General features: G+C 69.6%; 12 protein-coding genes. 5 read left to right on the top strand and 7 right to left on the bottom strand.

The features are described 5' to 3' along the window. Window positions 1-69: 69 nt before the first annotated feature. The 5 genes from OG241_RS06205 to OG241_RS06185 are packed head-to-tail and all read right to left on the bottom strand — an operon-like array spanning window position 70 to window position 7,360. Complete coding sequence (locus OG241_RS06205; RefSeq protein ID WP_405814151.1) at window positions 70-2,820, bottom strand: AMP-binding protein; 2,751 nt, start codon at window positions 2,818-2,820, stop codon at window positions 70-72. Beyond that, window positions 2,817-3,497 carry an HIT family protein gene (locus OG241_RS06200; RefSeq protein WP_405814150.1) on the bottom strand — a complete coding sequence of 227 codons (681 nt, stop codon included), beginning with the start codon at window positions 3,495-3,497 and terminating at the stop codon, window positions 2,817-2,819. The genes OG241_RS06205 and OG241_RS06200 overlap by 4 nt, the downstream gene beginning before the upstream one ends. Next, window positions 3,484-4,824, bottom strand: coding sequence for an AMP-binding protein (locus tag OG241_RS06195; protein WP_405814149.1), 1,341 nt, complete (start codon window positions 4,822-4,824; stop codon window positions 3,484-3,486). The genes OG241_RS06200 and OG241_RS06195 overlap by 14 nt, the downstream gene beginning before the upstream one ends. Beyond that, complete coding sequence (locus tag OG241_RS06190) at window positions 4,821-5,909, bottom strand: TauD/TfdA family dioxygenase (RefSeq protein WP_405814147.1); 1,089 nt, start codon at window positions 5,907-5,909, stop codon at window positions 4,821-4,823. The genes OG241_RS06195 and OG241_RS06190 overlap by 4 nt, the downstream gene beginning before the upstream one ends. A 26-nt stretch (window positions 5,910-5,935) precedes the next feature. Next, window positions 5,936-7,360, bottom strand: a complete 1,425-nt coding sequence (locus tag OG241_RS06185) for an FAD-dependent protein (RefSeq protein ID WP_405814146.1) — start codon at window positions 7,358-7,360, stop codon at window positions 5,936-5,938. A gap of 396 nt (window positions 7,361-7,756) precedes the next feature. Between OG241_RS06185 and OG241_RS06180 the strand changes: the two genes are divergently transcribed. From OG241_RS06180 to OG241_RS06160, 5 genes are read left to right on the top strand one after another with little or no spacing between them, the layout of a single operon-like run. Then, on the top strand, window positions 7,757-8,212 hold the full coding sequence (locus OG241_RS06180) for an ATP-binding protein (protein ID WP_405814145.1): 456 nt from the start codon (window positions 7,757-7,759) through the stop codon (window positions 8,210-8,212). Beyond that, the gene (locus OG241_RS06175) at window positions 8,209-9,291 is read left to right on the top strand and encodes an aldo/keto reductase (protein WP_405814143.1); all 1,083 of its coding nucleotides are present in this window, start codon (window positions 8,209-8,211) and stop codon (window positions 9,289-9,291) included. Before OG241_RS06180 ends, OG241_RS06175 begins: the two co-directional genes overlap by 4 nt. Continuing rightward, the gene (locus tag OG241_RS06170) at window positions 9,288-9,440 is read left to right on the top strand and encodes a hypothetical protein (protein ID WP_405814142.1); all 153 of its coding nucleotides are present in this window, start codon (window positions 9,288-9,290) and stop codon (window positions 9,438-9,440) included. Before OG241_RS06175 ends, OG241_RS06170 begins: the two co-directional genes overlap by 4 nt. Window positions 9,441-9,480: 40 nt before the next feature. Beyond that, window positions 9,481-10,317 carry a hypothetical protein gene (locus tag OG241_RS06165; protein ID WP_405814141.1) on the top strand — a complete coding sequence of 279 codons (837 nt, stop codon included), beginning with the start codon at window positions 9,481-9,483 and terminating at the stop codon, window positions 10,315-10,317. Beyond that, window positions 10,307-11,524 (top strand): chorismate-binding protein, encoded by a 1,218-nt coding sequence (locus OG241_RS06160; protein WP_405814139.1) that lies wholly within the window; start codon window positions 10,307-10,309, stop codon window positions 11,522-11,524. Before OG241_RS06165 ends, OG241_RS06160 begins: the two co-directional genes overlap by 11 nt. Before the next feature lie 65 nt (window positions 11,525-11,589). Here OG241_RS06160 and OG241_RS06155 read toward each other — a convergent pair whose 3' ends face one another. Together OG241_RS06155 and OG241_RS06150 are read right to left on the bottom strand one after the other, a co-directional pair. Beyond that, window positions 11,590-12,312 (bottom strand): 2'-5' RNA ligase family protein, encoded by a 723-nt coding sequence (locus OG241_RS06155; protein ID WP_405814138.1) that lies wholly within the window; start codon window positions 12,310-12,312, stop codon window positions 11,590-11,592. A gap of 34 nt (window positions 12,313-12,346) precedes the next feature. After that, on the bottom strand, window positions 12,347-13,672 hold the full coding sequence (locus OG241_RS06150) for a hypothetical protein (RefSeq protein WP_405814137.1): 1,326 nt from the start codon (window positions 13,670-13,672) through the stop codon (window positions 12,347-12,349). Window positions 13,673-13,764 lie beyond the last annotated feature (92 nt).

Below are 13,764 nucleotides of genomic sequence, written 5' to 3'. Positions count from 1 at the left end.
AGGGGGGCCGGCGCCGCGATTCGTTTGCGGCGCCGGCCCCCCTTCAGTTTCAGGGTGTACACGCCGGGCTCAGTCGTCAGTCCAAGTGAGGGCGGTCTGGATCGCAGCGTCCACGTCGGGCACGAGTGTGACCTCGGGGAGCATGTCGAAGGAACAACTCGGCTCGCCCACGTAGATGACCGGGATGCCGGCGGCCAGCGCGCATCCGATCTCCACGCTCAGCCCCGCGCTGCGCCTGCTGAACCCCATGGCGATCAGCACCTTGGAGCGGCGGACGTCGTCCAGGCACAGCCGGGCGGCGAGCCGGTTGAGCGCTATCCCCGCGTCGAACTGGCAGCTGGGCCGGGTGAGCGGGTCCAGGTCGAGCCACCGCGAGGTGGAGTGCAGCGGGGCGGGCAGGCTGTCGCGGAGCCGGCGGATTTCGTTGCGATGGCGGAGCGTGGCCGCGAGGTACACCGGAACGGCGTCCGGCGGGACGCTCTCGCTGCGCAGGATCCGGCTCGGGTCCCCCGTGTGCAAGCGGGCTGGTCCAGGCCGGGGCGAGAAGCGGTTGCCTGCGGTGGTCCGTCCGGCGCCGTAGGGCGTGATCGGACTGTAGGCGTGGCTGAGGTCCTCGTGCAGCAGGGGCATCCCGATGAGCCTGCGCCTTTCGTCGACCTTCCCGTAGGCGCCGTCGAGCGGGTAGAGGAAGCGGGGTTCCTCGTCGCGGACGAGCACGAAGGTGCCGTAGCGCTGGGGTTGTCCGTGCAAGGACTGGACCCGGTCGTCCAGCAGCGCCAGGTGCCGGCCGTCGATGAGCCGCGTGGTGACGTTGCGGGTGGCTTCGTAGAGCAGTTCGTCTCTGCGCTCGCCCGCGAGATCCGCGTGCTGCATCAGCAGCCAGACCGCGTCCACGGCGGCGGGATCGTGCCGGTCGAGCCGCGGCCAGTGACACCGGGCGACCGCGTCGATCACTTCTGCGGTGGCGTCGGCGGACGCCTGAAGGTAGAGCGCGAGGTCCTCGGTGGCGCCTGCCAGCTCGGGGGCGAGGACCGGCAGGAGGGTGAGCGGCTGGGGCCAGTCGGGGTAGCCGAGGGCTTTGCCGATCTTGTCGTCCAGGGCCGGGTCGACGAACAGGGAGGCCAGAGCACTCTCCAGGAGGAGTTGCTCGCGCTCGGCGACCTGGGTGAGGTGCTGCCAGATACCGGGACTGGTGGCAGGGGCTCGGGGGGCGATGACGAGTTCCTCGCTGACGGGAGCGGCAGCGCGTCGTGCCTGCTCAAGTTGGGTACGGGCGGCGGTGGTGTCCAGCTTGCCCGCCTCGGTGCGCGGGATGGAGGCGACCCGCACGATCGTGCGCGGAACCTTGAAGTCCGCGAGCTGGCCGCGGGCGTAGCGGCGTACGTCCTCCACCTCGCCACCGACCGCCAGGTGCAGGAGAGCGCCCAGGGTGTGTCCGCGTACGGGGTGGGCCAGGGGTATGACGGCGGCGTCCTGGACGTCGGGGTGGGCCAGCAGCACGCGGGTGATCTCGGGGAGGTAGACCTTCTCCCCGCCGAGGTTGACGCATTCGCTGTCCCGGCCGAGCAGGAGGATGCGGCGTCCCGCGGCCAGACGGGCGTGGTCTCCGGAGAGCAGGTACGTGATGCCGTCGCTGACGCGAAAGCGGTTCGCTGCGAGGCCGCCCGTGGGGTGGAGGCCGAGGGGGTGGGGCTGGGCGACGGCCAGGAGGCCGTCTTGCCCGACGCAAGCGCGAGTCCCGTCGGGCCGTAGTACGACGGCGTGGGCGCCGAGATCGAAGGTCCCGGTGGCCGGCACGAAGTCGGCTGTGGCGGTGGAGGAGCCGATGCCGGTGGCTTCGGTGGCGCCGAGCGTCTCGATGAGCCGTGCGTGGGGCAGGGCGTCGAGGAGACTGCGCTTGGCCTGTTGGCTCCACGCGGCACCGGATGAGGTGATGGTGGCCAGGCGGGAGAGGTCCCAGCGGCCGGGTCGGCGGTGCAGGGCGGTGGCGAGGGGGCGGGCGAGGGGGTCGCCCACGATGGCGAGGGTGTCGGCGCGGTGCTGGGCGACGGTGTCCCAGATGGCGGAGGGGCCGGGCTCGGGCACGGTGATCACCGTGCCGCCGGCGCACAGGGCGCCCAGGGCGCGAGTCTGCCCGGAGCCGTGCATGAGGGGGCTCGCGACGACCAGTCGGGCATCGGCGACGGCGATCAGCCCCGCGGTCTCCATGGTGCTGCGGCGCAGCCACGGATTGTGGGCGTTGAGATTGCGGGCAAGATCACCCACCCGCCAGCGGATCGCGGCGGGCTCCCCGGTGGTGCCGCCGGTGCACTTGATGAAGGTGTCGTCCGGGGAGGACGCCCAGGGATCGTCCGGGCCGTCGGACCCCTGAGCGTTCAGGATCCGTTCCAGCGATTGCGTCCAGGCGGGCAGGTCCTGCGGGCCTGTGGCGATCCATGTCCGGCAGCCGGGCAGCCCGGCGCGGGCGGCGGACATCTCGGTGAGCTGTTCGGGTGCCAGGAAGACGGCGTTCGGCGTGAGCAGGGTGAGCATGCCGTCCAGTTCGCGGGCTCGGTAGCGGTAGTTGATGTTGGCGGGCACGACGCCGATGCGCAGGCATGCGGCGAGGCAGACCAGATGCTCCGGGCGATTGGGCAGAGCGAGTGCGGCGACGTCCCCGCGGCCGAGGCCGCAGCTGCGCAGATGCGCGGCCAACGTCGCGGCCTGCTTGTCGAACTGTCGCCAGGTCACTGTGCTGTTGCCGTGGATGAAGGCGAGGCGCTCCGGATGGTCTGCGGCGATACGCCGCCACAGGCTCGCGAAGTCGAGCTCACCGCTCACCTGGGTGCTCCGGTCCGGGACGCTGGTACCCGGCGTGCTGTTGGCGCGACGGTGGTGAGGTCGTCGACGGTGGCGCGCATCTGTTCGGGGAACGGGTGGGTCTGCCAGTCCCATGCCGCGTCCTCTATCTGCGGATCGAGCCGGGCCACGACCTCGCGCAGCCGGATCCGGGGGAAGGCGTCGTTGGGAACGGGGTAGCACGTCAGGGTGCCGGTCTGGTCCCGCACGGTGATGTAGGAGGTGTCCGGGCTGCGGGGGACTTGGGCGTAGCTGGCGATCTCGTATCCCGGGGCCCGTGCGGCGAGCCATTCGCTGAGGTCGGCGGTGCTGGGCAGCATGTGCAGATGGCCATGGCAGATGCGCCGCCCGGCGGGGAGGTTGAGGCCGTACTCGAAGGTGAGGATCGGGCGCCGGTAGACCTGGTGCAGCTGGTTGGCGAGGTCGTGGGCCAGGTCCTCCACCCCCGCCAGCTCGTCGTCGTTCAGTTGTCCGAGCGAGAGCACGTGGGTGGTGGGCACCACGAGCAGGTAGCCGGGGACGAAGGCGCCGATGGTTGGCACCGCCGCCGCGTACTCGGACGCGGCGACGATGCGTTGCTGACCGGCATGGAGATGGCGTTGCAGAGTGCAGTCGCCGACGTCCGGGTTGATGGCCTGGCACAGGTCACAGTCGGGCATGTCCTTCTCGCAGGGTCGTGTGATCGAGAGCTGCGGTCCGACGCAGCTCGATGGCGTGGGGGCGCTGAGGCGGTGTCAGCCGCTGGGCGCACCAAGTGCGCAGGACCGATGGGGTGAGGGCCGGGTCCTCGGTGTGTACGACGGCGGACAGAACGGATCCGAACCGGTCGTGGGGGCTGACGCGGATTTCGCAGTTCCGTACGGCGGGGTGGGCGGACAGGGTGTCGTGGGTCTCGGCCACGGCGATCTTGACGCCCGCCACGATGGCGCGGCCGGGGACGGCCACGTCGGTGACTTCGATGCGGTCGGTGTCCTTGATGCGCCTGCCGAGGTCGCCGACGCTCTGCCATTGCGGCCGGCCGGCGCACGGCTGGTCGGTGCGGTGGGAGATGAGTCCGGTCCGGCTGCGGCCCTCGATGGTTCCCTGGATGCCGGCCGCTACGGGCCAGCGGCTGGGGTCGACGATCCGCAGCTCGGTATCGGGCAGCGGAGATCCGCCGGGGCCGCGAGAGGTGTAGGGGCTGAAGGTCCCGTCGTACAGGGTGGTCCCGTAGTACTCCGCGAGGCGCTCGGGCCCCAGGACGTCGGCCAGGCGCTGGCGCAGCGGGGGCGGGCACGGGGCCGAGGAGTGCAGGAGCAGACACAGCGAGGAGCAGTCGCCGCGGAGTTCGCGGGGTGGACGTGCGTCCCAGATCTGCTGGATCTGCGTCGGAACCAAGAACGCCCAGTCCGGCTTGTGGCCGCGGACGCTCTCCAGCCACTGCTCGGCCTCGAAGCGGGGGGCGAGGATGATGCAGCCGCCGAGGAGGAGCTGACGCAGTGCGAACTCGAACGGCCCGTTCAGGTGCATGGGGGCGGCGAAGAGGGCACGCCCGCCGGGCCGCATGCCCAGAGCGCGGGCCTTGCGCGGGGCGGCGGGCGATTCGCCGTGTGTCAGGACCGGAACCTGCTGGCGGCCCGATACGGCCAGGACCGCCTTCCACGGGCGGCAGCCCGCTTTTCGTGCCGCCTGGACGTCGCGCAGTGCCTCCGCCTCGGGCACGCGGGCGGGCAGGACCAAGGGCGTGCGGCTCACCATGAGAGCGGCGCACACCTGGATGAAGAACGCGGCGGTGGGTGTGGCGCGCAGTACCGCGACGCCCGCGCCGTGATCGGGACGGGACTCCAGGTCCTGGGCCTGTTGGGCGGCGGCTAGGTAGAGGGAGCGGAAGCTCGTCGTGCCGTGGCGGTCGATCACGGCGGGGTGGTCGGGCCGCCGGCGGGCGGTGCGGTGGAGTTTGCTGACGACGTCCGCAGTCCACGTCGGCCCCGGCGGGTGCACGGTCATGCGGCGGGGGCCGGGTCGGGAGCGGTCGGGGGCGCCCAAGTGGTGGCGAGCTGCTGCTGCTGGTCGTCGGTGAGCCATCCGAAGCGCAGGTACTCGTCGGCCTCTGCGGCTCGCCGGCTGCGGTAGTGGGGGAAGGTGATCCACGACCGGAGCAGGTGACGGGGCTCGGCTGGGGGCCGCGGGTCGCGGTAGGCGGTGCGGGAGTGGAGCACCGTGTGGTTGTTGACCAACTGGAGGTCGCCCGCGCGCAGTTCCATGTCGATGCTGTTCTCGTCGGCGAGCTCCTCCAGCAGGTCGAAGGCGGCCATGGCGTCCCGGTGGAGGGGGACCGCTGTGACGGTGGGGGTCTCCAGCAGCGTGTGCCGGACGTAGCGGGTGGAGAAGTGGCCTCGGTGGAGGGAGAAGATCGGCGATATGAAGGTGGGGGGTAGACCGGGTACGTTGCCGCCGGCCATGTGGAAGTGGAACGGCTGGTACAGCTCGGCGGTCCGCGTCGGGGAGGCGTTCAACATTTGGTTGTGGACTGTGGCGGCCGAGGCGAGACGGGAAAGCCCTCCGGTCTCGGAGGCGGTCAGGCACAGCAGGGCTGCGGCGTCGGCGCCGTCAGTGTGGAACCAAAGGCGGTTGGCGGTCTGATGACCTCGCACGGTCGCGTCGCCCAGCGCTCGGCCGGTCGCGCGGACGTGCCGGATGAGCTGTCCGTCCCGGCTTTGGGTGGCGATGGGGCCCAGGTAGGTGGCCAGTCCGCGCAGGAGCAGTGCGTTCTGGCGTTCGTCGAGCCGGTCGACGGGCAGTCCGCGCAGCACGGCGAAGCCGCGGCCGTCGGACACCTCGCTGGAGATCGCTTCCAGGATCGAGCCGACGTGGCCCAGGGGGAAGTCTCTGCGGTTAGTGTCGCGGTCGGTGAGCATGTCGCGTCCGGTTAGCCGGTTCTGCGCGACGGTGAGCGCGTCGATGATCTCGATGGTCTCCTCGCGCGAGAGCGTGTACGTCCAGGCTTCGGGCGAGAAGGTGCTTCGGTCCCACAGCGGGGCCTCGTCGGAGGTGAGCCACCTGGGGCGGGGTGTGCGGGCGGAGGTCAGCATGCTGGAGTCCTTGGGGGCCGGGGGAGTCAGGCGTTGACGCTGCGGCGGGCGGCGATCGCGTCGCCGGCGAGCCAGCCGGAGTCGGCGGCGCCGATGATTCCGCCGGTGAGCCCGGGGCCGTCACCGACCAGGTAGAGGCCGGGGTGCCCGGGGGCCTGCATGTCATCGCCGACCTCGAAGCGGTCGGCCCAGCGCTCGACGGCCGGCCCGTACAGCATGTTGCCGGGGTTCAGGACCTGCGGGCACAGCCGGGCGAGGCGGTGAAGGTAGTCGCGCAGCAGGGCGACGGTCGGCTGGGGAAAGAGCGCGGTGAGGTTCCCGGTGACGGCGTCGGGGATGCTGGGGACGAACCCGTGCGCGGCGTCGGGAACGGTTCCGGTGGTGGGGACGCCGGCCAGGAAGTCGCCGAGCGTCTGGGCCATGACCCGGCCCCTGGTGGCGTTGTTCATCCGGGCGACGAGGTCGCGCACGTACTCCGTGCTCAGGGGGAACGCGTCTCCGGCGGTGGCCAGCACCGCGGTGTTGCTGCGGTCGTGCCCGTGATCGCTGGTGGAGTGTCCGCCTACCAGGGTGAGGTCTTGGTACTGAGCCGGGACGACATCCCCGCCGAAGCAGACGCAGTGCGTGCGGACCTCGGCTCCTGCGCCCGGTTTCCAGATGACCTTGGGGTCGGTGGCGACCTTCAGCAGGAGGTCCAGGAACTCGCGCGGCCCTTCCAGGCGGAAGCCGAGCTTGGGCTGGGCGCTCTTGCGGGACAGCCCCAGGGTGTTCCCGAGCGCGCGCAGCCAGGCGGCGCCGATCTTCCCCGGTGCGAGCACGACGTTGTCCGCGTACAGGGGCATCGGCTCTGCCCAGCCGTTGCCGGTGACCCAGACCTCCCAGCGGTGGCTGGTGACAGGCGAGTGCCGAACCTCGGTGCAGCGGATTCCGCAGAGCACGGGAGCAACGGCTGCAACTCGCTGGCGAAGGGCGGACGTCATGCGCATGAGCTGGTCACTGCCGATGTGGCGGACGGGGTAGTGCAGGTATTCGAGGCCCTCGGCTCCCGCCCGGTCGGCCAGCTCGGCGGCCCTTGTGTCGTCGGCACCGTGCAGCGGGGCGTCCTCGCCAGCACGGAAGATCTCGTCGATGGCGTACTGCCGTGCTTCGACCTCGTGCGGGGGGAAACGGTGGGAGATGGTGGAGCCGATGCGGTGCGACAGGCACAGCTTGCCGTCGCTGAACATCCCGGCGCCGCCGAACCCCGAGGTGATGGTGCGCTTCTCGTCCTGGCCCAGCTCGCGGGCCCGGATACGCCCGTCGATGTCGTCGCCCTGCTCCAGGACGACGATGCCGCCAGCCGGGGCTCCCGCGCGGATCGTCGCGAGCAGCCCCGCCGGGCCGGCGCCGATGACGAGGGTGTCGTAATGGGTGGGAAGGCCCCACAACGCGGACGTGGAAGGTAAGGGCACGGCAGCCTCCGGCTGAGGAATGGGATCGGCACGCGGTCCGCCCGCCCGGACGTCCGCTGGATGCCGCCCCCGGCGAACTACCCGTACGTCAGCTCGCCGAGGGCCGCTGGCGTCCACGTTCGCCCGGTCTGCATGGCGTCGGTACGCCATTCGTCTGCCACTTCTCTGCCACTTGGCGGTCGAGCGCCCAACGCATCTCAATCCCAGCAAAGTGCGCTATTCGCCTCAAGTGGGCTGCTTCCTCTGCCTCTGTCGCCGGAGGAAATGGCAGTGGAGTGGCAACTCAATGGCGTACCGACGCCACCGCGATTCGCCCACCGTTGAAGCGGGCCTTCAGCAGGCCCTCCGCTGACGGGCTCAGCCCACCAGCGGTCACCGCACGTGCACAGGGAGACGATGGTGCCACCCCCACTGGCTGCACTGAAACCGTCCGGCTGCCTCAACCACGCCCCCGAACAGCACCGCCTCGACCTCAGCGTCAGCGAGTGGCCCACCAGGGCCGCCCGCTCCCAAATCCGCACGGTACTGGGGGGAAGGGTTGACGAGGCCACGGTCGACGACATGGTCCTGGTCGTGGACGAGTTGGTCGCCAACGCCCTCCGGCACACCCCCGGCGTCGGGACATTCCTGCTGGAGGTGGACCAGGACCGGGCCACGGTAAGGGTGTTCGACGCTGGTGCGAACTGCGCTGCGGTGGCCGTCAGGTCTGCGGAGAAGTCCGACGAGAACGGCCGCGGGCTCAGCATTGTCGCGCGACTGACCGAGGAGTGGTTCGCCGAGCCGACCGCGGACGGCGGCAAGGCGGTGGTCGCGGTGTTCGCCATTGCGCTCCAGGAGAACAGCTCACGATGACCGCTCTCGATCTCAAGCCGCGACACATCGCGCCCGGACTGACCGTCAATCCGCTCGGAGTGGGCTGCTGGGCGATCGGAGGCCCGACCGTCAACGCCGGCCATCCGGTCGGCTGGGGCTCCGTTGAGGATGCGCAGTCGCTCGATGGTCTGCGGACCGCGGTGGAGCACGGCGCCAACTTCTTCGACACGGCAGACGTGTTCGGGCACGGCCACTCCGAGAGGCTGCTGGGACAGCTCCTCAAAGAGGTCGACCGGGAATCCGTGCACATCGCCAGCAAGATCGGATGGGTGCGAGGCACAGCGCCTCACCCCTACGCGGGCCCAAAGCTCCGCCACCAGTTCGAACAGAGTATGGAGAACCTGGGGGTCGAGTATCTGGATGCCTACTTCCTCCACACCCTCGACTTCGGGGACGACGACGACTATCTGCATGTCGCCATCAATCAGATGCGCGCCCTGCGGGATGCCGAGTACATCAGGGCCATCGGCATGCGCGGGCCTCACCCTCTTGCCTCGGACCGTAAGGACGCGGCGGACGTGCGCAGTGCCCGGTTCGCCAAGATCTTCCGTTTGCTGCGGCCCGATGTGCTCTGGACCCGGTGCAACCCGCTGAGCCCGCCGACCTTGGTCGACGGCGAGGACCTTTTCAGCTTCACCGCGCGCCACGGCGTCTCGCTCGTGCTCACTGAGCCCCTCGCTCAAGGGCTGTTGACCGGGAAGTACCAGCCGGGTGCCCCCGCCGTCTTCGGCCCCGGCGACCACCGACGGCACAAGCGGTGGTTCTCCAACCCTGGACTCGAAATCATCGACCGCGGCCTGGAGACGCTGCGCGAGCACTTTGGCCGCCACCCGCAGGCACTGGTCCGCGTCGCCCTGCGATACAGCCTGCAGCAGGCCGACCACACGGCAGTGATCGTCGGCTTCACCACGCCCGAGCAGGTCCGCGAGAACTACTCCTGCCTCGGAGAGCCGCTGACGAATGAGGAACTCGCGTTCGTCGACGGCACCTACGGCCGGATACGCAACGAACTCCATGCCACTGGCGATGCCTACCGCCGCATGGAAGTGCCGGTGTGACCGCGCAATCCGCATACCGTCGGCCGGTCTACGGCGTGCCCCGGCACGTCGCTGAGTCACATCTGCCTCTCGCGGAACTGCTCGACGCCGCCGACCACGCCTTCGGCCATCTCCTGCCCGAGCGCATCCCCGAACGCGCCGCCTCCTAGCCAGGCAGCGACTCTCCCCGCACACAATCACGGAGGTCCCATGGGAACGATCCAGCAGGCGCTGCGCATGAGCGCCCCGTACTGGGCTGCGGAACACGAGATTGCCCTGCGCTACTTCGGTTCGAGCGTCAGGAACACCGGCTCCGACAAGGTCTGGGTCGGGCACCAGATGTTCAAGGAGTGGACCGGCAGCGGGGTCTACGGCCCCCGGCACACGACCGTGGCCAGCATGATCGCCGAAGTGGCCGAAGAAGTCGCGCCGCTGGGCCACGGAGCGGTCGCACCCTCCCCGCTGAAGAGCACCTACACCAAGCTGAGCTTCGCCTCCGACGAGCTGCGCCACTACGCCCAGTTGCATGACCTGTTCCTGCTCATCGAATCTGCCACGCCCCCGCCGGCGATCGCCGAACTCGGAAAGCTGAAGGAGGGAGCCGCGCTCACCGAACTGCGACTGGGCTACCGAGACGACAAGCTCGGCGCCATCGCGGTCGACCTGTCCGAGGGCGGCGGCCTGGGGCTCTACTTCGGGATCCGCTCCGCGAAGAACCTGCTGGACTACTCCAGCGAGGTGGACCGTGAGGTGCTCGCGGTCGCTGATCGAACGATCGAGGACGAGACCCGGCACCTGATCGGCCGCTTCACGGCCGCTGATGACGCGGGGCTGGACGAGGATCAGTGGGTCCGCGTCTCCGAGATCCTGGTGGAGATCTCGCACCAGAAGCTCCTGGAGCGCAACGAGCAGTTCGGCGGCATGCTGACGATCCAGGAGGTAGCGACCGTCTGCGCGAGCGAGAACCACGCCCGGATGGCAGCCTTCCTCACGGACCACCTCGGCTTCCTCCTGGACTACCTGGGAATGAGCCCAGTTGATCTCTGACGCCCGCAGGTACGCCCGACCGGTGCTTGCCGGGCATCGCCTCGAAGCCCCGTTGAACACCGTCTTCAGCTACGGCTCGCGCCGGCGCGTCGTCGTCGGACTGGGCAGCACGGGGCATCTGGAGGTCACCCGAGGGGTGTGCTCGTTGTCGCTTCCCGGCCTGGCAGGCCGGGAAGCGACAACGCCGGAGTCCCTGCTCGCTGGACTCCAATCCTTCTTCGAGGCGACCGACGGCCGATGGATCATGGGGTACATCGGGTTCGGGGCACACCACAACCGGTACAGCACGCTGGCCGTCGGGCCGGATCCGGAGGTACTCCTGTTCACTCCGGAGTCCGTCCTGGTGATCAAGGACGACGGCAGCGCCTCGTCCGCATCCGGTCCGATGCGACTGCCGCGAGGGCGGCGTGCGACCAAAGCCGGTTCACCGCCTCCACTTGCCGACGAAACCGTTGATCGCTTCCGCGTGATGGTCGACGACGCCTTGGGATGGGTGGGGCAGGAGCCGGGCCGTCGGCTGACGGTCGCAACGCGGCACGGCTGGAGCGGACCGGTGGACCTGGTCTCCACCATGGCGGCGGGGCAGGACGACTCCCATGGGGTGTCCCGCTCGTTCTACTGTCACCACGGTGGGCTGGAGTTCGCGGGGACCAGTCCAGAACTCCTCATCGACGGGTCGCTGGAACGGTTCACCTGTCACAAGCTGTCCGGTACCTCCGGGCACACCCGTGACAGTCGACGACCGGCGCCCTGGGACCTTCGTCTCGTCGAAGAGCACCGGTCATCCATCGACTCGCTGCTGACCGCGTACAGCCACTTCGCCAGCGTGAGCGCGGGACCCCCGGAGTTCCTGAGACTCCAGGAACTAGTCCACGGAATGACCCGGTTGACGGTGGAGCCCAAGCCCGGAAGCAATCCGGCCAGCGTTCTGTTGGGAGCGTTGCCCACCGGGGCCTCGCCCGCCGAGGGATTGTCCGAGATCGCGAAGCTGGAGCAGTTCCCGCGAGGGCCGTACTACGGCCTGGTCGGGTGTGCAGCACCGGACGGCAGACTCCAGTGGTCACAGCTCCTGCGCAGCGTCTTCCAGCGGGACGGCCGGGTTTGGCTGCCGGTCGGGGCGGCGGTCACGGCCAGATCCAGCCCGGACGTGGAGGCGGCCGAGATCGCCCTCAAGGCCCGGAGCGTGCGGGTGGCGTGGCACAGCTGAGCCGAAGGATTGGGCGCCGGAACGTCCCGGTCCCCAATCCCCCCGTACCAGCTGCGCCGCTGGAGTCAGAGGGCGGGCGACCGGCCCGGCAGGGCCAGGCTGTGCAGGACATGCCATCGGTACGTACGCACTTCCCGGCGCAGTTCGACCAGGTGGACCCGCTCGATCGGGAGCGTGACGGAGGGGCGGTTCCTCAGAAGGGCCACAGCGTCGATCACCGGTGAGGCGGTCCGGGCCCGGTTGTTGTAGAGAATCCCGAGATGAGGGCGGAAGCGACTGCTCGGCTTTCCGCCTGGGACGCCGACGCGTTGCCCCGCGCGGTGAAGGGCGGCGTGCAGCTCCACCAGCGGTGTCCAGGGCGTAACGCTGAACCGGATCGCCCCCGTGGACCCCGCCATGGGCTCCGCGCGGATCTCGAACCCACCGCCAAGCGTGCCGACCGCCAGCTGGGCGAGCGCGTCCACCGTGCCGGGCTCGACGTCCGCGCAGCTACCGATCTTGTTCATGGTGATGTGCAGACCGTCGTGGGGAACCTCGTCCATGTCCAGATCGGCCAGGGCCTGCTGGCACGAACGTGCCTGGGCGATCAGCTCCGGCTCCTCGGGGAAGGCCAGCATCCAGTAGTAGGCCCGGTGACCCGGGGGCCACCCAGGCCGGTCCCAGTGGTCGGTCATCCTCTCGACGGCACGAAAGGCGTCCCAGTCGTTCGAGATGATTTTCCGGGGATCGTCCAGATCGGGAGGCGGCGCCGCGGGGAAGGCCCTGCTGTCCTCGATCAGCGGGCTCATCACCAGAAGTCTCCTTGGTAGCTCGGGCCGTCGGTCACGGTGGCGGGTCGGGTTGCGCCTGGCCGGCCGGCTGGTAGTTCAGTGCCGCCACTTCACTGGCATAGTCGCGCACGACAGGCTCGGCTTGCCACTTTCCCGTGTGCTGGAGGAGTTCGGTAGCGCGCTGCCACACCGAATGGATGGGCGTGCTGCCGCTGGTGTGAAGGGCCCGGGTGCCCAGAGACAACGCCTGCTCCAGGTCGGGGCGACCCTGCCGCAGCAACGCGGTAGCGACGTCCAGGGACACAAGTGTCCGGGTCCACTGGGAAGGCGACTGCTCGACCAAGTCCTCAATCTGCCCGGCGTACTCAAGGACCTTCGCGACATCGCCGGTCGACAGATGGGCCGTGACGGCGTTGGCGAGCGTACGAGCGGGGCTGTACGCCTCGAAGGAGATGCAGGAGGTGACACCGCCGGGAAGGTGTTGCTGCTGGTCGCTCAGGTCGAGTGCTCGCCCGATCGCTCGCACAGTTCCGCGGGCGTCCCCCTGCCTGGCGAGGGAGCGGGCGCGGCCGTTCACCCAGAGCCTGATCGCCTGCGGACTCTGCGGTGACAGCGCGATCCCCTGAGCAGCCGCTGCGTCGGAGGCGGCGTACTCACCGACGTAGTAGAGGTTCAGGGCCCGGGTGCCCAGAACCCACATCTTCGCCCCCACGTCGCCGACCTGGCCGGCGAACGCTTCGGCCTCCACGCAGTACGCCTCAGCCACGTCGGCGTGGCCAGCGTTGACGGCCATGTACGCCAGCAGGCCGGACGACCGGGCTGCCAGACCGAAGAGCTCCTGTCGTTGTCCGGAGCTCTGCCGACCGAGAAGGAGGGTGCGCACCATCCTACGGAGCAGCCGCGCCTCACCAGCGAGCTGCTGGGGACCCTGGTCCTCGTACCGCTGCACGATGCTCTCGATCGACTCCGCCGCCAGACTCAGCAGGGCAGGATCGGTGTTGCTGGTCGTCAACTCCTGCGCCTGGAGGAGGATCTCACCGGGGCTTCCCCATCCGCCACTGGTGAGAACGGGAGGGGAAACATCAGTTGGCTGCCGGGCGATGTTGCGGTCCGGGGGCGGTCCGAAAAGGACCGCGGTGGTCATGCCGAAAAGATGCTCCAGGACACGGGCGGAGTCCGGGCGCGGGCCTCTCTCGCTGAGCTCGCCCTTCATCCACCGGTCGAAGGTTCGGCGGGGAAGATCGACGCCGGCCAGGCGCGGGTCGCAGTCCTTCTCCGCCAGCTCCGCGCGCGCCCTCTTCCACTGGATGCACAAGGCTTCGTAGGTCCAGCGGCGCTCCTGGACGAGTACACGGAAGTAGTTGGTGCGCACGGTCACCTGTGAATTCCCTCCCGGGCCTGTGGCCGGTGGAGCAAGCGCGCCCGGCTGCTACCTCTTAGTCGGTCCCCACGCCATGGTCAAGTGCTGGC

It is taken from the genome of Streptomyces sp. NBC_01390 (assembly GCF_045040105.1).
Taxonomy (GTDB): Bacteria; Actinomycetota; Actinomycetes; order Streptomycetales; family Streptomycetaceae; genus Streptomyces.
The sequence above is the reverse complement of the archived record's forward strand: the minus strand, read 5'-3'. Positions and strand labels throughout refer to the sequence as shown.